This window comes from Mycobacterium sp. 852014-52144_SCH5372336, assembly GCF_001665615.1.
GTDB classification, from domain to species: Bacteria; Actinomycetota; Actinomycetes; order Mycobacteriales; family Mycobacteriaceae; genus Mycobacterium; species Mycobacterium neumannii_A.
Genome location: NZ_LZSW01000048.1, coordinates 250843 through 273117, shown reverse-complemented (window position 1 = coordinate 273117; position 22275 = coordinate 250843). Strand labels below are relative to the sequence as shown.

Genomic DNA, 22275 nt, shown 5'->3' with positions numbered 1-22275 from the left:
GTCGCGCCTCTAGTACCCAATGCGGGCGGGTATGACGCGATGGGACTGTAGCCCCGTGGTTCCGCATCGTCTTGACCCTCTCCCTGGGGGAGACTCGAAGATGGGCGCATGGCAATGCAACAGAGCGACGGCACCGCTATTTCACGGGACGAACTGCCCTGGGCGGTCGCGACCTATCTCACCGCCCACCGCGACGTCACGACCGCGCTGACGGCCTTCACCGTCGACGCCATCGTCACCGACGAAGGGCACACCTACCGCGGCCACGGTGAGATCGCCGACTGGCTGCGCAACGCCGCCAGCGGATACACCTACTCCACCGAACTCGTCAGCGCGACCCGCCTCGGCGGCGCACACCTCGATGTCCTCCAGCACCTGGAGGGTGACTTTCCCGGTAGCGTGGCAGACCTGCACTTCCGCTTCACTCTCGACGGCGAACTCATCACCGGCTTGGTGATCGAACCATGACGCGGACGTGGTTCATCACCGGAGGCACCCCAGGCGGGTTCGGGATGGCGTTCGCCGACGCCGCTCTCGAGATCGGCGACCGGGTCGCGCTGACCGCCCGCCGCCCGGCCGAGCTGACCGACTGGGCGCAACAGCACGGCGAGCGCGTCCTCGTGCTGCCGCTCGACGTCACCGACACCGAGCAGGTGCGGGAGGCGGTGCGCGCCACCGAGGAGCACTTCGGCGGTATCGACGTCCTGGTCAACAACGCCGGCCGCGGCTGGTTCGGGTCAATCGAGGGCATGGCGGACGCTGCGGTCCGAAAGATGTTCGAGCTCAACTTCGTCGCGGTGCTGTCGGTGATTCGCGCGGCGCTGCCCGGTATGCGTGCCAGGGGCAGCGGATGGGTCGTCAACATGTCCTCGGTCGCCGGATTGCGCGGCGTCACCGGCTTCGGTCACTACAGCGCAACGAAAGCCGCGATCGAGGCGATCACCGAGGTTCTCCGCGACGAGGTCGAACCGCTGGGCATCCGCGTCATGGCGGTCGAACCCGGAGCGTTTCGCACCCGTGCCTACGCCGGCTTCGGCCACGAACCGATCGAGGAGTCCATTCCCGAGTACGGCACTCTGCTCGAGCAGGTGCGCGACGCGATGGCCGAACAGGACGGTGCTCAGCCGGGCGATCCCCGACGCGGGGTGCGCGCGGTCGTCGCGGCCATGGCCGAAGACCCGCCGCCCCGGCGGCTCGTCCTCGGCAGCGGCGGCTACGACACCGTCGTGGGCACACTCGAAGAATCTCTCGCCGAGGTCCGGGCGCACGAAAAGTTGTCCCGAGGAGCGGATTTCCCCACCTGAAGGCTGACGCGGAAATCAGATGAGATCCGGGGCAAGCCGAAACACCGGCCAGCCGATCTCGGTTCGCCACCGCGCAGGGTCGCTCGTGTCGCGAGGGCCCACCACGTAGGTTTCGTGGATCGGCCCGTCGACAGCGAGCGCATTGTGCACCACCCAGGCTCCGAGACGGCCGTAGGTGACGTCGAGATCGTCGTGCGGACCATCGTGGATGGCGACGACGAGATCGACGGGCGGAAGCTGCACGACCTCGATGCGGCCCGACGCCCGCGGGGAGCGCACCGGCCGGAAGACCGTCATCGTCCCCACGGACTGGGTAAAAAGTTCGTTGGCGTACCGCCCGCCGGGCGGTCCGGTGCGCTCGGCTTCGGGGAACGCGGCATCCAGTTCGGCCATCGCCTCGTCGTACCACGCAAGCGAATCGTCGAGCCGGACAAGACCGGTGATCGCGGCGACCCGCCGGGCGGGAACCGACCGCAGCTCGACATCCAGATCGGCAGGCTCTGGGTTCAACAACCGGCGTAGGGAGACGACAGCGGCGCGCGTCCGGTGCAGCTCGGCCTCCAGCCGCCGCACATGACCGGCGATCACCTCGGCACGCCTCTGCGGATCCTCGGTGTCGAGGATGGCCCGGACCCCGGCCAGCGGCACGTCGAGCTGGCGCAGCCGGTGGATCACCTGGGCGGTCGGTATCTGTTCGGCCGAGTAGTAGCGGTACCCGGTGGACGGGTCGACGCAGGCGGGCTCGAGCAGTTTGGCCTCGTGGTATCGGCGCAGCGTCCGCACGCTCAGGTGCGTGACCGTGGCGAACTCTCCGATAGTCAAACCCGAGCGCATGCGGCCAGTCTGCCTTCCCGCCGTCTATCCTGCGCCCATGGGAAGCTCGCGAGTCTCCGGCGGCGTGGTGCACCAGCTGCCGACCGATCTGCGTAAGGCATTGCTCGCCAACGACACCGCGCTCGCCGCGTGGAACGACATCACCCCGCTGGCGCGCAACGAGTTCATCTGCTGGGTCGAGGACGCCAAGCAGGAGAAGACCCGCGAACGCCGGATACGGCGGACCCAGGAAGAACTCGAAGAAGGTAAGCGCCGCCCGTGCTGCTGGCCGGGCTGCAAGCACCGTGAGCGAAACGGCAAGTAGTCACTGCTCGTACACGGGCGCCGTCTGCAGCTCCGGTACCGCCGCGGCCAGCAGCGCCGCACGGTCACCGGTCAGCGGGGGATAGATCCGCTCGCCGTTGATGATCCGCTTCGTCGCCTTGGCCGCCGCGCCGGTGCCGACGACGCGGCGGTCCCAGCCCTCGGTGTACACCGCACCGGCCGGGCCGAGGTCGAGCACCGTGACGTACCACGGAATCCGAAGCGTCCGCATGGGCAGGCCCAACAGGTCGCCGATCACGTTGTAACCCGCATACCGACCCATCGGCCTGCCGTGTTGACACGACATCACCGACATGTGCTCGTCGTCCATCCGCGCGGCGGCCACGTCACCCGCCGCGAACACGCCATACACGCCGTCGGCCCGTAGATAGTCGTCGACCGGAAGGCGGCCGAGCCGGTCCAGCGGCACACCCAGCTGGCTCGTCAGCGGATGAGCGCGCATACCGGCACACCAGACGACGGTGGCCGTGTCGATGACCTCACCCGTCGACAGGGTGACGCTGCGCTCGCCGACCGCGGTGACGCCCGCTCCGGTGATCGCCTCGACGCCGTTGTCGCGCAACGCTTTCTCGATGACCGGCCGCGCCGACTCGCCCATGTCCGACCCGACGCCGGCATTCCGGTCGACGAGCACCACCCGCGGTATCGACTCCGGACCGAGGGCGTCCGCCAGCATCGCGGGCAGCTCGCTGGCGGTCTCGATGCCAGTGAGGCCCGCACCGACGACGACGGCCGTCGCCGACGCGGGGTCGTCGGCCCGCAACGTGCGAAGGTGCCTGTGCAGTTCTTGCGCGGCGTCGTAGGTGTCGACGTCGAACCCGAACTCGGTCAGCCCCGGAATGCCGGGTTTGACGACGCGACTGCCCACCGCCAGCACGAGGCGGTCATAGGGCAACGTCGCTCCGTCGGCGGTGCCCAGCGTCGCGGCCGCCGGGTCGATAGCGGTCACCTCCGCGGACACGTGCCCGACGCCGACGGGATCGAGCAACTGCGACAGCGCAATTCGACACGGTGTGAGGTCTGTTTCGTAGTTGCGCACCCGGATATCGTGATACGGCTTGGGACTGACGACGGTGACGTCCACCGTGCGCACGCCGAGTTCGTCGAGGCGGCGCGCCGCGCCGAGGGCGGCCCACAGTCCGGCGAACCCGGACCCGGCCACGAGAACGCGCGCTGACGCCGGCATCGTCTCATCGTCGTGCGGCGACGGGGTGAGGGCAAGCAGCCTGACGAACTCGCGAACTGTACGCCAGGGTCGTGGTAGCCGGCATCCCGCGACCCTCCGGTACATCTCGCGAGCTTCACACCGTGCTCACGCCGCCGAGGCGCTAAATAAATCGCTTGATTTAATGGTTGGGCCCGTGTCTACTGGGTCGGTGACCGCAGCCCGGCCCTTGAGTGGACATCGATCGGAAGGGACGCGCGAAGTATTGCTCGCCGCCGCCGAGCGCCTCTTTGCCGAACGGGGTATGCACGCCGTGTCCAACCGCCAGATCAGCGAGGCGGCTTCGCAGGGCAACAACGCCGCGGTCTGCTACCACTTCGGCACCCGCACCGACCTTTTGCGCGCGATCGAGAGCAAGCATCGGGTGCCGATCGAACAGTTGCGCGCCAGGATGCTGGCCGAGCTCGGCACGGCCGCCTCCCTGCGGGACTGGGTCGACTGCCTGGTGCGTCCGCTGACCGAACACCTCGACCAACTCGGCAATCCGAGTTGGTACGCGCGCTTCGCCGCACAAGCCATGGCCGACCCGAGTTACCGCGAGGTCGTCACCAAGGACGCCCTGTCGTCCCCGCATCTGGTGCAGGTGATCGACGGCATCACAGGATGCCTGGCCGAACTACCCAAGCGGGTCCGCTTCGAACGGATCGTGATGGCGCGCAACCTGCTCATGCACACCTGCGCCGAACACGAAGGGGCGCTGGCGCAACACGGTCCGCTCGCAAGGTCGCCCTGGCCGCGCGCCGCCGAAGGGCTCATCGACGCGATCACCGGCCTGTGGCAGGCGCCTGTCCGCCGGACCGTCTCCAGGAACTCACAATGAGCCGCGGGCTCGAACTGCACGTGCCCGATCTGTCGGGTCGCCTCGCCGTGGTCACCGGCGCCAACAGTGGTCTCGGATTCGGGCTGGCGCGGGAGCTGTCGGCGGCCGGCGCCGACGTGATCCTGGCGGTCCGCAACCACGCCAAAGGGGAGGCCGCGATCGCGCAGATCCGCCGGGCCGTCCCGCGGGCCAGCACACGCATAGCACAGCTGGATCTAGCGTCGCTGGAAAGTGTTGCCGCCCTGGGTGAACAGCTCACCGCCGAAGGTCGTCCGATCGACATCCTCATCAACAACGCAGGCGTGATGACACCGCCGCAGCGGCAGACGACCGACGACAACTTCGAATTGCAGTTCGGCGCGAACCATCTCGGCCACTTCGCCCTGACCGGACACCTGCTGCCGCGGCTGCGGGCCGCCGAAGCCGCGCGCGTGGTCACCGTCAGCAGCATCGCCGCCACGCAGCGCGGATTGACATTCGACGACCCCAACGCCGAACAGGGATACCGGCCCATACGCTCGTACGGGATGGCCAAGCTGGCGCAGCTGATGTTCGCCAAGGAGCTCGATCAACGCAGCCGCGCACACGGATGGGGTGTGATGTCGAACGCCGCGCACCCCGGCTTGAGCAAGACCAACCTGCTCAGCGGCGCTTCCTACGGTCGGGACAAACCCACCCTGAACGCCCGGCTCACCAGGGCCACATGGCGCCTGCTGCCGTTCATGTGGCTCGACGTCGACGAGGGGATCAAACCGACGCTCTACGCCGCGACATCACCCGGCGCCGAAGGCGGTGCGTACTACGGTCCGCGCGGCTTCTACGAGACCGCCGGCGGCGGTGTCGGTTTCGCGAAGGTGCCGGCCGCCGTGCACCGCGCCGACGAGCGCCAAAGGTTGTGGCAGCTGTCCGAGGAACTGACCGCTGTGACCTACCTGGATTTTGCGCCATGACACCTGACGCGATCACCGCGGCCGACGAAATCTTCCACTCCGCCACCGATGAGCCGGACTGGAACGAGAGCGGGTGGTTCAACTTCGCGATCCCCGAGCGCGACATCAACGGGTTCGTGTACTACTACCACGACGTCCGCACCGGAACGAGCGGAGGCGGGCCCGCGATGTGGGACCCCAGTGGTGAACAGACCTACGACTGCCTGTTCTACGACTGGCGCTGGATCCAACCTCCCACGGGCGCACTGGATTTCACCGACTTCCAGCTCCCGAACTCGCTGCGTCACGTCGTCGAAGACCCGATGCACCGCTACCGGCTGTCCTACTCGGAACTGGGGCTCGATCTCGACCTGGAGTGGACGTCACTGATGGCGCCGCACGTCCTCGGCGAGGCATCCCCGCAGCACTGCCACTTCGACCAACCGGGCCGCATGCGGGGCACCGCGACGCTGAACGGCGAGCGCTTCGACATCGACTGCTTCTCGATGCGCGACCGCACCTGGGGTCCGCACCGCCCGGGCGCCCGCCGGTCCGGTGACTACCTGTGGGCCATCGCCGACAACGAATCGAGTTGGCATGCCATCACGATGGCGACCCGCTCTGGTGTCGACCGTGTGATCGGCGGATACCTGCTGCGCGACGGAACGGTGGGCGAACTCGTCACCGGCGCGCGTCGCGTGCTCGACCGCCGCGCGGGCGCCCCCGCAGGGGTGGTGCTCGACGCCGAAGACGACCACGGCCGGACCCTGCACGCCGAAGGCGACGTGCGTACCGCGTTGCGCTGGCTCGGCTGGCCCGGACGGATGACGTTCTGGACGTTGACCGACTGGCGGTGGGACGGCCGACAGGGATGGGGTGAGGACCAGGAGTTCTTCGCTCGCGAACAGGTGCGCGCACTGATGCGTTAAGGCCCAGCCAGTTTCGCCGCCCGGCCGCGGGTCTGCCACAGGTTCAGCACATTGATCAGCATCTGCAACGGCGCGCGCACGCTCTCGTCGGACCGGATACGCGGGTCGGCGCGTGTGGTGTGCGGGCCCGCGTCGGGAAGCCGCTTGCGGATCAACGCAGGCACGTCGAGCAGCCAGGTGACACCCATCAACGTCGCGTACACGACCAAGGACCGCTCCACCGTGGCGGGGTCGAGGACCGGCCCACCGCTTGCGAGCACCTCCCTGCAGAACATCTCGAGCAGCTCGTCGAGATGGTCGTCCCACAGCGATGTCTCGGCTCCCGACAGGGATCCCCATATCGCCATCGACACGTGCATCCGGCTGACGCAGCCCCAGTCCATCAGCCCGCAGCACAACTCGCCGTCGTCGTCGCGCCAGAACCAGGCGTTGTCGACGTTGGCGTTCCAGTGGCACAGCGCAAGGTAGTCGATGTCGGCGCTCAGCTGCTGCCACACGTCTGCTTCGCGCCTCATCAATCGAGGCGCCTCCGCGGTCATCTGAGACAGGAACGACGACGAGCGCACGTTGTGTGCGAACAGGCCCTCGTGGTGTTCGACGAACTCGGCGAGCCGGCGCAGTCGGCGCTCGAGTTGATCAGCGGTGTACACCGGCGGTTGGCCCACGGTCGCCGCCCGCAGGTCCACCGGGAACTGTGCGAGCAGGTCCGCGGGCAGCCGACCCGACCGCTCGGTTCCCGCCAGCCGCGCCACCGCGGTCAACAACGCCCGGTAATACGTTGCCGGCTCGGGCATCTCGTAGTCGAGACACTTGTGGTACTGCGGTTCGATCGCACCGGTGCCGAACGCGATCCGCTCGGTGATCATCAACCCCGTGCCGGTTTCGCGGTGGAAGTCGGCGAAAACCGTAGCCGGCACCGCGATCGGAAACGCCGGAGCGCGCGTGAGCGCCGCGAACCGGGTCTCGGATTCCATCTGGGTGCGCCCGACATCACGCACCGCGTCGTCGAAGTCGCGGGAGAACTTCACGAACAGGTCGGTGCGCGCGTCGGGATGCTCGCGCGCGTAGCGCACGGTCAGCACGGCCTTGCGCCCGGTGCTGCCGCCGGATACCAGGTCGAAGCGCTCGATCGCGACCACTTCGTTGTCTTCGGACAAGACACCGTAAGCACGGAACGCCTCGGTGAGGAACTCCGTTCCGCCCTTCCGCAGCGCTTCGGGGTGGGCGGGGAACGCGAGGCCGGTGGCGTCACCGTGCACCCAGTCGACCTTCACCATGTCTGTTCCGCCGCCCGCACGAGGATCTCGTTGACCGCGACACGCCTATCACGTGTCACCATGTACGTCACCGCGTCCGCGATATCCTCGGGCCTCAGCTTGACCATTCCAGACGTCCTGGCCTGTTGAGCCGTAAGCGCCTGCGAGTCAAGGTGATCGAAGATCTCGGTTTCGACCGTTCCCGGTTCGACGATTCCCACGCGGACCCGGTTGCCGACGAGTTCCTGGCGGATGCCCTCGCTGAACGCGTTGACGCCGAACTTGGTCAGCGAATAGACGGCGGTTCCCGGCCGCGCCACCCGCCCGCCCGTCGAACTGATCGTGACGATATCGGCGACACCCCGCGGCGAATCAGCGGCCGCCGCGATCAGATGGGGGAGCGCGGTGCGCGTGGCGTACAAAACGCCTCGAATGTTGACCGAGACCAGGGCATCCCAATCGGCCAGCGGCGCGTGCGCGGCGGCACCCATGCGCAACAGGCCGGCGTTGTTGACCAACGTGTCGAGGCGACCCCACTCGTCGACGGTCATCGCCACCGCGGCGGCCACCTGATCGGCGTCGGTCACATCGGCGGGCACGGCCAGGGCTCTGCCACCTGCCGCCGCGATCTCATCGGCGAGTGCGCTGAGCCGGTCGCGCCGCCGCGCCACCAGTGCAACCGAGGCGCCCTCGGCGGCGAGCGCACGGGCGGTTGCCGCGCCGATCCCGCTGCTGGCCCCGGTCACCAGCGCCACCGTCCGGGCCAACGCGGTCACGTGGTCCTCACTTCCTGCCCGAGGATGTCGCCGAGCACGTAGTCGTTGTGTTCGCCCAAGTTCGGTGCGCCGCGTTCGATGCGTGCGGGACGGGTCATCAGCCACGAGGGCCCAAGCACCGGCCGCTGTCCTTCGACCCGGTCGGACACGAAGCGATACGTGCCGCGGTCCCAGAGCAATTCGTCGCCGATCACCTCGGTGGCCGTCGCGCTCCTGGTCGCGGGCACACCGGCGCAACGCAGCCGCTCGGCGAGACCGCCCGCCTCGTGCCCCCGGGTGAGCGCGATCAGGTGCGCGTCCAGAACCTCGGCATCGCGTTGTCGCGCGGCCATTGTCGGATAACGGGCGGCGAGTTCATCGGCGCCGAGCACCTCACAGAGACGGTGCCAGGCATCGTCGTCCGTGACGGCGACGACGATCCAGTCCGCGCCCGCGCAGGGGTAGCAGCCGTGCGGCGCCATGTCGGGGTGGCGGTTGCCGTCGGGTCCCAACAGCCGGCCCGTCAGGTTCTGCTCGAACAGGCAGTCACCCACCATCGACGAGAGCACCTCGACGGCGGAGACGTCGACGAATTGGCCCCGCCCCGTGCGCTCCCGGTGCAGTAGCGCCGCCACGGCGGCCAACGCCGCGGCCGCACCCACGGTGGAATCGCCGTACCGCATGCTCGCCCCGAGCGGAGGGCCGCCGGGATAACCGACCAGCGAGGCGAGGCCCGCCAGGGCGGCAAAACACGGCGCGTAGCCGGTCTGATGGCCCAGCGGGCCATCATTGCCCCACATCTTGACGGACACCGAGACGATGTCGGATTTGAGCGCGGTCAGATCCCGGTATCCGAGGCCTTGGCGTTCCATCGCGCCGGGCCGCAGGTTGTTGAGCACGATGTCGCTGCGAGAAATCAACGCCAGCAGGGTATCCCGGCCGCGGGGCGTTTTGATGTCGAGGTCGACGCTGAGGATCTCGGGGTTGATGCTCAGGAAGTAGGGGGCGTGGTTGATGTCGGTGCCGCCGTAGGCGCGCATCTCCTCGGGAGTGGCCGAGCACTCGACCTTGATCACCTCGGCGCCGAGGAAAGCCAGCAGCTTGCCGGCGTAAGGCCCGGCCCACACCTTGGTCAGCTCGACGACCCGCACACCCTGCAGCGGTCCACCCCGCGAACCGTGGGCCTTGGGTTGCGGGTTCCGCGCCGCGGGTGCGGTGCGCGGGCTGGAGAGTTCGGCCAGGACCTCGTCGGTGTGCTGGCCGAGCGTCGGTGCGGGTCGAATGATCCGGGCCGGAGTCGCGCTCAGCCGGTAACCCACGGTGGGGTAGGGGCTCGTGCCCAGCACGGGATGGGTAGCGTCGCAGAAGAACTCACGGTGCCGGTACTGCGGTGAGCGCAGGAGTTCGGCCGCGCCGTTGACCGGCACCAGGGGTACGCCGAGTCGCTGCGCCTCTTCTGCGGTGTCCTCGCCGGGCCGGCCGCGCATCCACTCGGCGAAGCCGCTGCGGAAGTCGGCGACCCGCCCCGGTGTGACGCCGAATTCCAGCCAGTCGTCGTCGAATTCGTCGAGCCACGCCGGCGCCCCCATCAGAGTTTTGAGGCCCAGCCAGTGCGTGCTGTTGGTCATGTAGAGGTAGACAAAGCCGTCGCGCGAGGCGAAGAACGTCGCGGGTCCCGCCTGGTCGTAGTCGTCGCGGCGGTTCTGTGGCGCGATCTCCCCGGTGACGAACCGGCCCAGGATGCAATCGGCGCGCGACACCAGGACGGCCTGCTGTGATACGTCGATGTATTCGCCGCGGCCGGTGTGCATCCGCTCGAACAGCGCCGACATCACACAGAGGGCGGCGTCGAGCGCGCCCTCGTAGTCGGCGAGGAACCGGCCGGGTCCCTTCAACGGCGGCCGGTCGGGATCGGCGTGGCTGGGGGTGTGGTAGCCCCACCCGCTGGCGTGAAAGACGTTCAGGCTCACAGCGTTGTCGAGTGCCGCCGGTGCGGTGAGGCCGAACGGCGTGACGGCGCAGAACACCACGTGTGGATGGCGACGGGCGACGTCCGCGGCCGACAATCCGTGCTCGGCGGCCCAGGTCGCGCTGTGGTCGTCGATCACCGCGTCGGCGGTGGCGATCAGCTGATGCGTTGCGGCGGTGTCGAATTCGACCGATCGCTTGTTGGTGTTGAGGTAGGCGAACAGCGCGCTGCGTTCGGGACCGTCCTCGCCACCGACTAGCGGCGCCATGGCCCGGGTGGGACTGCCCCGCCCGGGCCGTTCGACTTTGACGACATCGGCTCCGAGATCGGCCAGTAGCTTGCCGCAGTACTCACCGGCGACCCGCTCGGCCACCTCGACGATCCGAAAGCCGGTCAGCGCCGACATGCCGGTCAGGGCTTGTTACGTCCCGACCGGCTCAGCCGCCACTCCGGCGGGAAGTTCATGTCGTTGTCCTTGACCACGTTGTTGAGCCCCTTTTCGAAGGTGCCCTCGGTGAGATCGACATCGTTGCGCTGGTCGTTCTGGATCATCGGCAGCATCCCCTCGACCATGCCGGTCAACAGGCTGCCGAAGTACTCGCCCTTGTGCTGCTTGTACAGCTCGAGGAAGGTCTTCTGCACCGCGACCGTGTCGGTCGGGCGCGACTTCGAGCAGGCGAGCGCGTACTTCTCGGTCTCGGCTTCGAGCTGGTCCCTGGGCACGACGCTGTTCAGGAAGCCGCACTCGTACATCTCCTTTGCGCTGAACGGCCTGCCGGTGAACAGCATTTCGGAGAACTTGCGCAAGCCCATCGTCTCGGCCCACCACCACAACCGCGGTCCCCACCCGACATAACGGAACGCCGGATGGCCGAACAGCGCGTCGTCGGAGGAGACCACCAGATCGGCGTCGCCGGCCTGATAGAAATGCCAGCCGTAGCAATACCCCTTCGCTTCGATGATGCTGACCTTGCGAAGTTCCTGTAGGGGCCGGTTGCCGGCACGCGCCTTGGCGTAGAAGTCGGTCACCGTCGACAGGTAGCGATACGAACCCCCGGGCGGGTACTTGACGTCGTCGTCGTTGATCGCGAGTTCGTGCAGCAGCGGCATGCCCGGGTTCTCCAGCATGCCCCGCTGTTCGGGAAGGTCGCCACCGCTGCCGAAATCATCGCCCTCGCCGCGGATCACGACGACCTTGACGTCGTCGTCGACGTTGCACTTGTGGATCATGTCGGCGTAGAGCTGGCGCATGCCCATCGTCGTCGAGTTCTGCGCCTCGGGCCGGTTGAACGTGATGTAGGCGATCCGGTTCTTGCGGTCCTTCTCGAACCGGATGTGCTGCTCGGCTTCCCGTTTCATCTCTTCGTAGTCGTACTCTGGCATGTTCGCTTCCTCCACTTTGTGTTACCTCCGGTAGGTGGCCCGCGTAGCCGGGCAGCTGAACGCCTCCGACGAAGTCGAATTCGTCAGGGGCGAAGACTCTGATCTTCGTGCGTATCGCTCTCCGTCAAACCACCACGGCAGGCATCGACTCCCATCCACGCACGGTGGACGTCGGGCTGAGCTCGGCGTCGGTGACGTCGACGTGCCAGTCCGGGAATCGTTGAAGGATCTCGTCCAGCGCGATGCGTCCTTCCAATCGTGCGAGCGCGTTGCCGAGGCAGAAGTGCGTGCCGACCCCGAAGCCGAGGTGCTGACGCGGGGGCCGATGAATATTGAACCGCTCGCTGTCAGCGCCGAAGCGTCGCGGGTCACGATTGGCCGCGCCGACGATCACCATCATCGCGTTGCCCGCGGGCACCGTCTCGCCGTAGTAGGTCACGTCGCGGGTGACATATCGGCAGACATGCGGGGCGGGTGGCTCGAAACGCACGACCTCCTCGATGGCCGCAGGCAGCATTGACCGGTCGGCGACCAACGCGCGCCGCTGGTCGGGGTGATCGGAGAGCAACTTGCCGGCCCAGCCGATCAGCCGGGTGGTGGTCTCGCTGCCTGCCGTCGCGATCACCTGCAGGTAGAGCAGAAGTTCCTCGCGGCCCAGTCGCCGCAGCGTCCCGGTCTCGTCGGTGAACTCGGCGTTGAGCAGTTCGGTCATGATGTCGTCGCTGGGATGCCGTGCCCGCCAGTCGATGTAATCAGCGAAGACCTGACCCGTGGCGATGGGGCCGTCGGGGTTGTCGGTCATCTTGCCGCCCCGTTCGGTGCGGATCGCCGACTCGCCGTGTTCGATCACGTGCTCCTGGTCGGCCTCCGGAATGCCGAGCAGCATGCCGATCACCCGCATGGGCATCTGAGCGCCGAGGTCCTTGACGAAGTCGAAGCGGCACGCGCCGACCAAAGGGTCCAGGCAGCGGGCGGTGAACTGACGGATCTTGGGTTCGAGCGCGTTCACCTTTCTGGGGGTGAAGATTCGCGACAGTAGCTTGCGGTGGATGTTGTGGACCGGCGGGTCCTCGAAGATCAGCGTGCCGGCCGGGATGTCCAGGCCGGCCTTGATGATCTCCAGGACCGCCCCGCGAGCCGAGCTGAACGTCTCGTGGTCGAGCAGTGCCGCGTCGACGTCGGCGTAGCGGCTCAGCGCATAGAAGTCGTGCTCGGCGTTGTAGTAGAGCGGTGCGTGCTCACGTATCCGCGAGAACATCGGATAGGGGTCGCGGTTGAGGTCGGCGTCGTAGGGGTCGTAGTGGACCCCCTCCTTGTCGGTATCGCTGTCCCGGCTGTCTCGCACACCTTCGTCAGCGCTCACCGTCATCTGCGTTCCGCCTTTCACCGGACCTCACCGGAGCGGTGCCGTCACACGCCACCGGTTCGTGGACAGTCTGTCAGCGCTCGTCCGCGCCGGGGCTGTTTAGACTGTCCGCTTAAAATGGCGCGTCTTTGGATCAGCGGACTGCTTTTTCGGCTACCAAAAGACCACCAAGATCAATTGTCGGCCGGATCAGTCTCGCGGTCGGGGATGGGGCACCGCTGAGAGGGTCTCCGGCGCAGACGTCGCAATGTCACGGCCGTGCGGTCACCACCGGCGACCTGCCTCGATGATCTCGGAAGCCGACCCGCTGTCCGCGGAGCGAATCAGCCGTCACGATTCGAAACCGAAGGTTCGGAACCCGGCGCGGCGGCGTTGATCTTGAGCCGCTATTCGCGACGGTTCTTCAGTCGGCAAAGATTTGCACCGAGCCGCCCGCAATCGTCACCAATAGCTCTGTATTGCGAGGCTAATTCTGTGTAACAATCGTCTATCAAACCCTCTCTCAACGAGGGTTCTCTTTTCGGACGGAGGCGATCATTCCCACGTCACCTTTGCGCCTCACGGCGGGTGTCTGTGTCCTCGCTGCCGGATTGCTGTTCGGCGGCGGCGGTGCCGTCGCCAGTGCTGACGACTCAGGTAGCACCGGTGGCGCGGGAACGAGCGGCTCGACCGGGACCAGCCAGGGTTCCACCACCGGCACCGACGGCTCGGGGAGTTCGGGTGCCACCACCGGGACGGCGACCAAGTCCACTCCGAAGATCGACCGGCGCTTCCGGCTCCGCCTTCCCGACTTCTCCCGGCAGTCGCCGTCGCGCAAAGACGGGTTCACCCGCCCCACCACCATCGTGCGGGGCGGCGTCGACACGACCGCGACCACGGGGACCAAGGCGGACGCCGGTGTGACCGGGGACGAAGAGAGCGCTGCCGACGAAGCCAACGCCGCACCTGCCAATCCGCAGGGGACCGAACTGGGCGTCGGGGCGCAGACGACCGAAAGCGGAACCGTCCCCGAGACCCAGGAACTGACGACGGAGACCGAACCCGCTGCCGAGGCTCCGGTTTCGACGGCGCCCGCGGACGGTTCGGCCACTCAACCCGACTCCAACTCCGCCGCAGACGACGCCGCAGCCTCGCCTGCCCCGCAGACCGGCACGACGCCCGCCGTTCAGGTCAACACCCCTGTGACCCCGGAAGCCAAGACGACCGATCCGCTGACCAACGCGTTCGTCACCATCAACGGCGCGGTGGTGACGTGGTCGGAGTCGCTCGCCGCGCTGCAGACATCGAAGACGCCGATCCGAGATGCGATCACCTCGTGGCAGACCATGCTGACGACGGTGACGGGCGCAGTCACGCGGGTGCCTTCGGATTTCTACGCGATGCTGGGCATTCCCGCTTCGTCCGGTCCGCCCCAGTCGTTGATCGGTGGAAGCGGCACGCTGGATGCCAGGAAGGTGAACGCCCCGATCGGAGGAACACTGGTCGGACCGCATCCGGGCGAAGCCACGCGGCCCCTGGCCCCCGCGCACAGCGGATCGCTGTTCGGCACCATGGCCCCGCGGCCGGTGCAGGGCAAGGTGGCCACCACTGACACCGTCCAGCCGCTCTCGGTGTCGGGAACGGTTCCGCTGACCACCGCCGCCGCGCCGGCGAGTGCGAAGTCGATCTTCGAGCACGTCATCGAGGCGGTCCTGGTTCCGGCATCGCTGACGGCGCTGGCTGCCGTGGCGTTGCCGGGTGTCGCCGCCTTGCTCATCGTCGCCGCCGCGGGCATCCGGGTCGGCTACCGGCAGGCGAAAGCAGCTGTCGCTCTGCGCGTCTCTGGTATCGCGCGGTTCGCCGGCCCGGGCCCGCTGGGGGTCGTCCGCTCGGGCTCCATGGTCGCGCTCCGTCAGCGCGCCCGTGGGCCGCGCACCAAACGCGCGGTGTGCCCGGAAGCCGAACGCGTGGCGCGCAGCCACGAGCGTGTCGCCTAGCCCGCGGACTACATCCTCGATTTGGCGTCGGTCAACGCCGCATCGATCTCGGTCCACGTGCGCCGCACGATGTCCGCGACCGGCAGCAGCCCCCGGATCCGGGACGAAACCTGACCGGTGTTGGCCACGCTGGCGTTCATATCGCCGTCGAAGTAAAGCTCCGTGATCTTGCCCAGCAGGCGTGCGCCGGGGTCGTGAGCCGCGACCCGCGCGGCCAGCCCGGTGCGCAGGACACGCATCGTCGGGTTGCCGGGGATGTCGAGAAGCACGGTGCCGGAGTCGTCGGCCGTCACGATCGCATCCTTGAAATTCGCGTGCACGGCCGCCTCGACGCTGGCCAGCATCCGGGTGCCCATCTGGACGCCCTCGGCACCGAGTACCAGCGCCGCCGCGGTCGACCGTGCGTCGCACATGCCGCCCGCTGCGATGATCGGCAGGTCGACGTTCTCGGCGACCAACGGAAGCAGCACCATCGTCGATGCACCCAGCAGCGACTTGAACCCGCCGCCTTCGACGCCCTCGACCACCAACGCATCGACGCCGGCATCGGCCGCCTTGCGCGCACCCTTGAGGGATCCGACGACGTGCACGACCGTCATGCCGGCGTCGTGAAGGCGTGCGGTGAACAACGCGGGATCGCCTGCCGAGGTGAAGACGTGGTTCACCCCGGCAGCGGCCAGGGTGTCGACGATGGACGGGTCGGCCTTCCAGCCTTGGATCATCAGGTTGGCGGCGACAGGCTTGTCGGTGAGGTCTCGCACTCGGTACAGATCGGCGCGGCCGTCTTCGGTCAGCGTCTCGATCATGCCAAGGCCGCCGGCCTCAGAGACGGCGGCGGCGAGCTCGGCGCGCGCGATGTAGGTCATGGGCGCCTGCACGACAGGGAAGTCCACGCCGAGAAGCTCCTGGATTCGGTTGGTCACCAGGTCATTCTGCGTGAGGCCCGCCCGCAACGAAATCACCCTGGCCAAATTTACATTGAGTGCTCTATCATTTGTCCGACCGAGACCCAGTGGCAGCGCAGCCCGAGAGGACGTCGATGGCCAAGCCACCCCTGTCGATGAAGCCGACCGGATGGTTCCAGGTCGCGTGGTCGGCAGAGCTCAAGCCAGGCGATGTACGGCGGATGAAGTACTTCGACCGCGAGATGATCGCGTGGCGAACGTCTTCGGGCCAAGCGGTGGTGATGGACGCCTACTGCGAGCACCTCGGAGCCCACCTGGGATACGGCGGCCACGTCGAGGGCGACGTCATCGAGTGCCCGTTCCACGGCTGGCAGTGGAACTCCGAAGGCCGCAACGTCTGCATCCCGTACCAGGACCGCCCGAACCGCGGCAGGCGGATCCGCAGCTACCCCGTCGCCGAACGCAACGACTCGATCTACATCTGGCACGACATCGACGGACGCGCACCCTATTTCGACGCGCCCGACATCTTCGGCAGCTTCGGTGACACCCGCACCGCCGCCGACTACTACCCGCCGATGACCCTCTTCCGCGAGGGGCTCGAACTGCATCCTCAGTACGTGCTGGAGAACGGCGTCGACTTCGCGCACTTCAAGTTCGTGCACAAGACACCGATCATCCCTGTCTTCACTCGTCACGACTTCGCCGAGCCGTGGTCGTATGTCGACTTCACCATCACCTTCGAAGGCGACGAATCCCAGTCGATCGACGATGTCCGAAGTGGTGTGGAAGCCATCAACGGCGGCCTCGGCATCGCGGTGACCAAGAGCTGGGGCATGGTGGACAACCGGACGATCTCGGCGATCACCCCCGTGGACGACCGAACGTCGGATGTCCGGTTCATGGTCTACATCGGCCGCACCCCCGGCCGTGACGACCAGCGGGCCGAGGCGAAGGCCACCGAGTTCGGCGCCGAAGTCGTCCGCCAGTTCACGCAGGACGTACACATCTGGTCGCACCAGCGCTACTCCGACCCGCCCGCGCTGGCGACGGCCGAGTACGAGGGTTTCACCGCGCTACGCAAGTGGGCGACCCAGTTCTATCCCGACGGCCGCGGCGGCAAAGCTGCGGACCTTCAAACATCCGGTGCCGCAACGTCGTCCGAGAAAGGTCCGACCCGATGACCGCACAACCCACCCGCCCGACACGTGTGTTCCAGGTGGCCACAGGCAACCTCGGGACCGAGATGATCAAGCGGATCGGAGAGCATCCGGATCTCGAACTCGTCGGATTGCACTGCTACACCCCCGAAAAGGTCGGAAGGGATGCCGGTGAGATCGTCGGCATCGGGCCGGTCGGGGTGCGCGCCACCGGCACGATCGAGGAGATCATCGCCGCCCAACCCGACGTCCTGACGTTCCACGGGGTGTTCCCCGACGAGGACCTCTACATCAGAGTCCTCGAGGCGGGCATCAACATCGTCACCACGGCCGACTGGATCACCGGCTGGCACCGCGACACCAACCATCCACATCCCTCGGGTAAGCCCGTGTCCCAACTCCTCGAGGAGGCCTGCCGCAAGGGCAATTCCACGTTCTACGGCACGGGCATGAACCCCGGACTCAACCAGATTCTCGGCGTGGTGTGTTCGGCCGACGTCGCCGAGATCGAGAACGTCACCACTATCGAGTCGGTCGACGTGTCGTGCCATCACTCCAAGGACACCTGGATCGAGGTCGGCTACGGCCGGCCCGTCGACGATCCCGAGATCCCGGGCAAGCTGGAGAAGTACACCCGGGTGTTCGCCGACAGCGTGCTGATGATGGCCGACTGCTTCGATCTGAAACTCGACGAGGTCAAGTTCAGCTACGAATTAGGCGCCTGCACAAAGGATGTCGACCTCGGTTGGTATCAGCTGCCGAAGGGCTCGCTAGGCGGTAACTACATCAAGTACCAGGGCATCGTCGACGGGGTCCCTCGGGTGGAGACGCATCTGGAATGGCAGATGACACCGCACACCGATCCACACTGGGACATCAAGGGCTGCTACATCACCCAGATCAAGGGGGATCCGTGTGTGTACAACAAGCACATGATCTTCCCGAAGCCCGGGGTGGACCTGTCCAACCCCGAGGCCTTCGCCTCGATCGGAATGACGGTCACGGGAATGCCTGCGCTGCATGCCATCCGGTCGGTCGTGGCCGCACCGCCGGGGTTGATCACCAGTGCCGACCTGCCGTTGCGCGGGTTCGCCGGCCGTTTCAAGAGGTAGGGAATGCCGCAGGCCGCCAACGTCGCGCCGCGCCGCCCGCCGAACGGTAAGCAGCTCAGAGCGGATCGGACCCGCGCGCTCGTCATCGAGGAGACGGTGCGCTGCGTCCTGGAAGAGGGATTCGCCGCGGCGAGCGCCAAGCACATCACCGAACGCGCGGGTGTGACCTGGGGGGTGATCCAGTACCACTTCGGTGACAGGGACGGGTTGTTGATGGCCGTCGTCGACGAGGGCTTCGGGCAACTGGTGGCCTGCCTGCACGATGTCCAGGCCGCGCTGGGGGAGCACCACGGACGCGCGCGCACCGAGCTGGTGATCAACGCGGTCGCCGACGCGTTCCTGAGCCCGACATCCATTGCCGCGCTGGAGATCTTGATCGCGACCCGAACCGGGCGCGCCGATGCTCAGCAACGTCACCTGGCCGTACTGTTCTCCACACTGACCCGGCTCGGCCGCTTCGTGGCCGAGGGTCTCGACCAGAAGCACGCCGACGCGGTGGGCAACCTGATCTGGACCACGCTGATGGGCGCGATGGTGGCCAAGATGGCCGTCGAGGAGCCGGTCGACGTCGGTCGCGAGCTGCGCGCGCTGATCGACGTCGTCACGGCCTACGTCGAGCTTCAGCTCGACGAGGCGGCGGCCGCGCGATAGTTCTACCGCGGCCGGACGACGATCACCGGCGCCTTGGCCGACTGAGCCACCTTCGACGCAACGGAGCCGAGCACAAGGCTGGAGAATCCGCCGCGGCCCCGGCTGCCGACGACGACAAGCGCGGCCTCACCCGACGCTTCGACGAGCCGTCGTGCGGGGTCATCACTGACGATCCGGCGCTGCACCTGCACATCCGGATACCGTTCCTGCCAGCCGGCGAGGCGTTCGGACAGGACCCGGTGTCCGCCGTCCTCGTAGCGTTCCCAGTCGCTGCCGATGGATGGGAACGAGGCGTCACTCCACGCGTGCAGCGCGATCAGTCCCACACCGCGCCTCGAGGCCTCGTCGAACGCCAACTCCGTGGCGTCTTCGGAGGCAGGCGAGCCGTCGATGCCGACGAGGACGGGGGCGCTGGTGTCGACCGCGGCGGCATCGTCGGTGCGCACGATCGCGATGGGACCTTTTCCGTGGTGCAGCAGGCCACTGCTGACCGAACCGAGGAAGGCTCGGCCGAGAACACCGAGGCCCCGCGACCCGGACACGGTCATGTATGCGTCGCGTGAGGCGGTGACGAGCGCGGCGGGCGCCGCGGCGTTCACGATGTGCGCTTCGATGGCCGGCGGCGTCTTGTCACCGGCGGCGGCCTGGACGGTCTTCTGCGCCGCGTCGAGGATGTCGCGGCCACTGGATTCCATCGAGTCGATGTAGCTGGCTTCCAGATACGCGACGGGCCACGTCACGACGACAGGAGTGATGGCATGGAGCAACCTGACCGGCTGGTCCCGCAACAGTGCTTCGCGAGTCGCCCAACGAATCGCGGCCTCCGAGTCCGGTGATCCGTCGACGCCAACAAGTATTCCGCTCGGACCGGCAGCCATGATTTCTCCCTTCACCACATGGCGGTTGTTGATTTCGACGTTACGGCCTAAACCGTCCATGTGGACAGGGCCTTTGGTCCCTCATGCCACCGCGAGGGTCAGGTCTTGGACAGCTCCGCGTACCGGGTGACGTGGAAGTCGGTGGTGCCGAACTCGTACTGAAGCGCGGTCAACCGCTTGAAATAGTGGCCGATCGCGAGTTCCTCGGTCATCCCCATGCCGCCGTGCAGTTGCACCGACTGCTGTCCGATGAACCGCGCGGCCCGGCCCACGGTGGCCTTGGCCGCCGACACCGCGCGGGCCCGCACATCCGGCTCGGCCTCGAGGTTGAGGACCGCCAGGTACGTGGCGGACACCGCCTGCTCGACTTCCATGTACATGTCGACCATGCGGTGCTGCAGCACCTGGAAACTGCCGATCGGCAGCCCGAACTGCTGACGTTGTTTGGCGTATTCGACGGTGTCGGCCAACACCTTCCGCATGCACCCGACCGCTTCCGCGCAGACCGCGGCCGCAGCTTCGTCGCGTGCCTGAGCCAGCGACGGCCATGCCGCACCCTCCTCGCCGAGCAGCGCGCCGGCCGGAAGCCGCAGGCCGTCGAACGTCAGGTCGGATGCCCTGCGGTCGTCGATGGTGCGGTAGTGGTGGGCCGCGACAGCGTCTCCCGCCGACTCGAGATCGACGAGGAACAGCGAGATTCCGCTAGCGGTGCGCGCGGTGATCAGAAGGTGGGTGGCCAGAGGTGCGCTCGCGACGACGATTTTGGACCCCCGCAGCACCCACTCGTCGCCGTCGCGTTCGGCGCTGGTCGTCACGTCGGCCCAATTGTGGCCGGACTCGGATTCGTTCGCCGCGAGCGCGACGATGGCCGTGCCCTCGACGATCCGCTCGAGCAGCGCCGAGGCCGGCTCACCGCCCGCACGCTGCAGCAGGCCACCCGACACGACAACGGTGTCCACGTAGGGCTCGACGACCAACGCCTGCCCGAGTGCCTCGGCGATGACCATCACTTCCACCGGCCCGCCGCCGATTCCGCCGAAGTCCTCGGGCAACGCGGCGCCGAGGATCCCGAGCTCGTTGGCGAACCCGGACCAGATGTCGGGCTGCCAGCCGGAACCCGTCTTCGCCGCCGCGCGGCTGCTCTCGAGCTCGTATCGGCTCGACAAGAACTTGTTCAAGCCGTCGCGCAGCAGTTCTTGTTCCTTGCTCAGGTTGAAGTCCATATCAAGCCCCTCAGAGTCCCAGCGCCGCTTTGGCAAGGATGTTGCGCTGAATCTCGTTGCTGCCGGCGTAGATCGAGCCGGCCCGGTCGTTGAAGTAGCGCAGTGGTGCGACCGCCTGCCAGGGTTCACCGCTGAGATATCCGTCCGGCGGCGGCTCGAACTCGGCGATCGGCCCGCCGGGGCAGGTGGCATGCGGCTGGTAGACGCGGCCCCGCGGTCCGGCCGCTTCCATGGCGAGTTCGGTGATCGCCTGGCTCAATTCGGTCGCGAGCACTTTGAGCATCGACGACGCGGCGCCGGGGTTCTTACCCTCGGCCACGGTTGCCAGCACCCGGTACTCGAGGATCTCGAGCACCTCGGTGCGGATCCGCGCGTCGGCCAGCTTGCGGGCGAACGCCGGGTCATCGATCAGTCGGCCCCCGCCGGGACCCGGTTCAGTGGCCGCGACGGTGGCGATGTCCTGGGCCATCACCTGCAGCGCCGGCGACGACGCCCCGCCTCCGCGTTCGAACTCCAGCAGGTACTTGGCGACGGTCCACCCGTCGTCGATCTTGCCGAGGACGTTCGTCGTGGGGACCCGCACCTCGTCGAAGAAGACCTGGTTCTGTACTTCTTCTCCGGATGTCATCACCAGCGGCCGGATCTCGATGCCGGGTGAGGACATGTCGATGAGCACGAACGTGATGCCCTGTTGTTTCTTCTGGCCTCTGGAGGTGCGCACCAGCGCGAACATCCAGTTCGCCTCGCGGGCGTGCGTCGTCCAGATCTTGCTGCCGGTGCAGATGAGGTCGCCTGCCGATTCATCGAGGACCGCCGCCATCGACAGCGCGGCCAGATCCGACCCCGCCTCGGGTTCGGAGTAACCCTGGCAGAAGAAGACCTCGCCGGTGAGGATGCGCGGCAGAAAGAAGTCCTTCTGTGCGTCGGTCCCGAACTTGATCAGGGCGTGGGCGACCATGCGGATCCCCATCGGGGACAGCGACGGAGCGCCCGCCAGCGTGGACTCGCGGCTGAATATGTAGTGCTGGGTCAGGCTCCAGTCGCAGCCGCCGTACTCGACCGGCCAGGCCGGCGCGGCCCAGCCCCGCTCGTGCAGAATCTGCTGCCATTCCATGCTCGCGTCGTGGTCGGCGTAGACGCTGGTCATCAGGCGGCCGGCGCGACGGAGTTCCGGTGTCAGCTTCTCGTCGAGGAAGCTGCGCACCTCGTCACGAAACGCCGCGTCTGCCGGCGACCACTTCAGGTCCATCGTCGATCCCCTGTCTGTTGACGCTCT

The 22275-nt window shown here is 67.3% G+C and carries 21 protein-coding genes; 10 read left to right on the top strand and 11 right to left on the bottom strand.

Annotated features, from left to right (window positions below; translation table 11 throughout):
- The first annotated feature begins 108 nt into the window (after nucleotides 1-108).
- The gene (locus A5759_RS14650) at nucleotides 109-468 is read left to right on the top strand and encodes a DUF4440 domain-containing protein (protein ID WP_068198882.1); all 360 of its coding nucleotides are present in this window, start codon (nucleotides 109-111) and stop codon (nucleotides 466-468) included.
- A complete protein-coding gene (locus tag A5759_RS14645) occupies nucleotides 465-1304 on the top strand; it encodes an SDR family NAD(P)-dependent oxidoreductase (protein ID WP_068198880.1) in 840 nt (279 codons plus the stop codon). Before A5759_RS14650 ends, A5759_RS14645 begins: the two co-directional genes overlap by 4 nt.
- Before the next feature lie 15 nt (nucleotides 1305-1319).
- On the opposite strand, the gene A5759_RS14640 is transcribed toward A5759_RS14645, so the two are convergent.
- Complete coding sequence (locus A5759_RS14640) at nucleotides 1320-2138, bottom strand: MerR family transcriptional regulator (RefSeq protein WP_068198879.1); 819 nt, start codon at nucleotides 2136-2138, stop codon at nucleotides 1320-1322.
- Nucleotides 2139-2175: 37 nt separating this feature from the next.
- Between A5759_RS14640 and A5759_RS14635 the strand changes: the two genes are divergently transcribed.
- Nucleotides 2176-2442, top strand: coding sequence for a YdeI/OmpD-associated family protein (locus A5759_RS14635; protein ID WP_068198876.1), 267 nt, complete (start codon nucleotides 2176-2178; stop codon nucleotides 2440-2442).
- On the opposite strand, the gene A5759_RS14630 is transcribed toward A5759_RS14635, so the two are convergent.
- Nucleotides 2443-3648 (bottom strand): NAD(P)/FAD-dependent oxidoreductase, encoded by a 1206-nt coding sequence (locus tag A5759_RS14630; RefSeq protein WP_068198874.1) that lies wholly within the window; start codon nucleotides 3646-3648, stop codon nucleotides 2443-2445.
- 163 nt (nucleotides 3649-3811) lie between these two features.
- Between A5759_RS14630 and A5759_RS14625 the strand changes: the two genes are divergently transcribed.
- Genes A5759_RS14625 through A5759_RS14615 form a run of 3 tightly spaced genes read left to right on the top strand, consistent with a single transcriptional unit; the run spans nucleotide 3812 to nucleotide 6365 of the window.
- Nucleotides 3812-4507, top strand: coding sequence for a TetR/AcrR family transcriptional regulator (locus A5759_RS14625; RefSeq protein ID WP_156616921.1), 696 nt, complete (start codon nucleotides 3812-3814; stop codon nucleotides 4505-4507).
- Entirely contained in the window at nucleotides 4504-5457 is a 954-nt protein-coding gene (locus tag A5759_RS14620) for an SDR family oxidoreductase (RefSeq protein WP_068198869.1), read from the top strand. The genes A5759_RS14625 and A5759_RS14620 overlap by 4 nt, the downstream gene beginning before the upstream one ends.
- On the top strand, nucleotides 5454-6365 hold the full coding sequence (locus A5759_RS14615) for a hypothetical protein (RefSeq protein ID WP_068198868.1): 912 nt from the start codon (nucleotides 5454-5456) through the stop codon (nucleotides 6363-6365). Before A5759_RS14620 ends, A5759_RS14615 begins: the two co-directional genes overlap by 4 nt.
- Here A5759_RS14615 and A5759_RS14610 read toward each other — a convergent pair.
- From A5759_RS14610 to A5759_RS14590, 5 genes are all read right to left on the bottom strand, one after another.
- Nucleotides 6362-7642 (bottom strand): hypothetical protein, encoded by a 1281-nt coding sequence (locus A5759_RS14610; RefSeq protein ID WP_068198866.1) that lies wholly within the window; start codon nucleotides 7640-7642, stop codon nucleotides 6362-6364. The genes A5759_RS14615 and A5759_RS14610 overlap by 4 nt on opposite strands.
- Entirely contained in the window at nucleotides 7636-8397 is a 762-nt protein-coding gene (locus A5759_RS14605) for an SDR family NAD(P)-dependent oxidoreductase (protein WP_068198864.1), read from the bottom strand. Before A5759_RS14605 ends, A5759_RS14610 begins: the two co-directional genes overlap by 7 nt.
- Nucleotides 8394-10751 carry a CaiB/BaiF CoA-transferase family protein gene (locus A5759_RS14600; protein WP_068198861.1) on the bottom strand — a complete coding sequence of 786 codons (2358 nt, stop codon included), beginning with the start codon at nucleotides 10749-10751 and terminating at the stop codon, nucleotides 8394-8396. Before A5759_RS14600 ends, A5759_RS14605 begins: the two co-directional genes overlap by 4 nt.
- A gap of 5 nt (nucleotides 10752-10756) precedes the next feature.
- On the bottom strand, nucleotides 10757-11728 hold the full coding sequence (locus A5759_RS14595; RefSeq protein WP_064398255.1) for an enoyl-CoA hydratase/isomerase family protein: 972 nt from the start codon (nucleotides 11726-11728) through the stop codon (nucleotides 10757-10759).
- A gap of 124 nt (nucleotides 11729-11852) precedes the next feature.
- Nucleotides 11853-13097 carry a cytochrome P450 gene (locus tag A5759_RS14590; protein WP_082962130.1) on the bottom strand — a complete coding sequence of 415 codons (1245 nt, stop codon included), beginning with the start codon at nucleotides 13095-13097 and terminating at the stop codon, nucleotides 11853-11855.
- 548 nt (nucleotides 13098-13645) lie between these two features.
- Between A5759_RS14590 and A5759_RS14585 the strand changes: the two genes are divergently transcribed.
- A complete protein-coding gene (locus tag A5759_RS14585; protein ID WP_068198859.1) occupies nucleotides 13646-15070 on the top strand; it encodes a hypothetical protein in 1425 nt (474 codons plus the stop codon).
- An 8-nt stretch (nucleotides 15071-15078) separates the two neighbouring features.
- Here the strand turns inward: A5759_RS14585 and A5759_RS14580 are convergent, their stop codons facing one another.
- Complete coding sequence (locus tag A5759_RS14580; protein ID WP_197506045.1) at nucleotides 15079-15996, bottom strand: nitronate monooxygenase family protein; 918 nt, start codon at nucleotides 15994-15996, stop codon at nucleotides 15079-15081.
- Between the two features lie 113 nt (nucleotides 15997-16109).
- Between A5759_RS14580 and A5759_RS14575 the strand changes: the two genes are divergently transcribed.
- Genes A5759_RS14575 through A5759_RS14565 form a run of 3 tightly spaced genes read left to right on the top strand, consistent with a single transcriptional unit; the run spans nucleotide 16110 to nucleotide 18898 of the window.
- Complete coding sequence (locus A5759_RS14575; protein WP_068198855.1) at nucleotides 16110-17159, top strand: Rieske 2Fe-2S domain-containing protein; 1050 nt, start codon at nucleotides 16110-16112, stop codon at nucleotides 17157-17159.
- Nucleotides 17156-18247, top strand: a complete 1092-nt coding sequence (locus tag A5759_RS14570; protein WP_068198851.1) for a dihydrodipicolinate reductase — start codon at nucleotides 17156-17158, stop codon at nucleotides 18245-18247. The genes A5759_RS14575 and A5759_RS14570 overlap by 4 nt, the downstream gene beginning before the upstream one ends.
- 3 nt (nucleotides 18248-18250) lie before the next feature.
- The gene (locus tag A5759_RS14565; RefSeq protein ID WP_068198848.1) at nucleotides 18251-18898 is read left to right on the top strand and encodes a TetR/AcrR family transcriptional regulator; all 648 of its coding nucleotides are present in this window, start codon (nucleotides 18251-18253) and stop codon (nucleotides 18896-18898) included.
- Nucleotides 18899-18900: 2 nt separating this feature from the next.
- Here the strand turns inward: A5759_RS14565 and A5759_RS14560 are convergent, their stop codons facing one another.
- The 3 genes from A5759_RS14560 to A5759_RS14550 form a co-directional block, all read right to left on the bottom strand.
- Nucleotides 18901-19776 (bottom strand): universal stress protein, encoded by an 876-nt coding sequence (locus A5759_RS14560; protein WP_068198959.1) that lies wholly within the window; start codon nucleotides 19774-19776, stop codon nucleotides 18901-18903.
- A 98-nt stretch (nucleotides 19777-19874) separates the two neighbouring features.
- Nucleotides 19875-20999, bottom strand: a complete 1125-nt coding sequence (locus A5759_RS14555; protein ID WP_068198847.1) for an acyl-CoA dehydrogenase family protein — start codon at nucleotides 20997-20999, stop codon at nucleotides 19875-19877.
- A gap of 10 nt (nucleotides 21000-21009) precedes the next feature.
- Entirely contained in the window at nucleotides 21010-22248 is a 1239-nt protein-coding gene (locus A5759_RS14550) for an acyl-CoA dehydrogenase family protein (RefSeq protein WP_068198844.1), read from the bottom strand.
- Nucleotides 22249-22275 lie beyond the last annotated feature (27 nt).

What these genes read in the sequence shown, in the direction of transcription:
- A5759_RS14635 (WP_068198876.1), top strand. Translation starts at nt 2,176, where the DNA reads ATGGGAAGCTCGCGAGTCTCCGGCGGCGTGGTGCACCAGCTGCCGACC.
- A5759_RS14570 (WP_068198851.1), top strand. Translation starts at nt 17,156, where the DNA reads ATGACCGCACAACCCACCCGCCCGACACGTGTGTTCCAGGTGGCCACA.
- A5759_RS14550 (WP_068198844.1), bottom strand. Translation starts at nt 22,248, where the DNA reads ATGGACCTGAAGTGGTCGCCGGCAGACGCGGCGTTTCGTGACGAGGTG.
- A5759_RS14620 (WP_068198869.1), top strand. Translation starts at nt 4,504, where the DNA reads ATGAGCCGCGGGCTCGAACTGCACGTGCCCGATCTGTCGGGTCGCCTC.
- A5759_RS14555 (WP_068198847.1), bottom strand. Translation starts at nt 20,999, where the DNA reads ATGGACTTCAACCTGAGCAAGGAACAAGAACTGCTGCGCGACGGCTTG.
- A5759_RS14645 (WP_068198880.1), top strand. Translation starts at nt 465, where the DNA reads ATGACGCGGACGTGGTTCATCACCGGAGGCACCCCAGGCGGGTTCGGG.
- A5759_RS14595 (WP_064398255.1), bottom strand. Translation starts at nt 11,728, where the DNA reads ATGCCAGAGTACGACTACGAAGAGATGAAACGGGAAGCCGAGCAGCAC.
- A5759_RS14650 (WP_068198882.1), top strand. Translation starts at nt 109, where the DNA reads ATGGCAATGCAACAGAGCGACGGCACCGCTATTTCACGGGACGAACTG.
- A5759_RS14560 (WP_068198959.1), bottom strand. Translation starts at nt 19,776, where the DNA reads ATGGCTGCCGGTCCGAGCGGAATACTTGTTGGCGTCGACGGATCACCG.
- A5759_RS14640 (WP_068198879.1), bottom strand. Translation starts at nt 2,138, where the DNA reads ATGCGCTCGGGTTTGACTATCGGAGAGTTCGCCACGGTCACGCACCTG.
- A5759_RS14575 (WP_068198855.1), top strand. Translation starts at nt 16,110, where the DNA reads ATGGCCAAGCCACCCCTGTCGATGAAGCCGACCGGATGGTTCCAGGTC.
- A5759_RS14625 (WP_156616921.1), top strand. Translation starts at nt 3,812, where the DNA reads ATGGTTGGGCCCGTGTCTACTGGGTCGGTGACCGCAGCCCGGCCCTTG.
- A5759_RS14630 (WP_068198874.1), bottom strand. Translation starts at nt 3,648, where the DNA reads ATGCCGGCGTCAGCGCGCGTTCTCGTGGCCGGGTCCGGGTTCGCCGGA.
- A5759_RS14600 (WP_068198861.1), bottom strand. Translation starts at nt 10,751, where the DNA reads ATGTCGGCGCTGACCGGCTTTCGGATCGTCGAGGTGGCCGAGCGGGTC.
- A5759_RS14615 (WP_068198868.1), top strand. Translation starts at nt 5,454, where the DNA reads ATGACACCTGACGCGATCACCGCGGCCGACGAAATCTTCCACTCCGCC.
- A5759_RS14565 (WP_068198848.1), top strand. Translation starts at nt 18,251, where the DNA reads ATGCCGCAGGCCGCCAACGTCGCGCCGCGCCGCCCGCCGAACGGTAAG.
- A5759_RS14590 (WP_082962130.1), bottom strand. Translation starts at nt 13,097, where the DNA reads ATGACGGTGAGCGCTGACGAAGGTGTGCGAGACAGCCGGGACAGCGAT.
- A5759_RS14610 (WP_068198866.1), bottom strand. Translation starts at nt 7,642, where the DNA reads ATGGTGAAGGTCGACTGGGTGCACGGTGACGCCACCGGCCTCGCGTTC.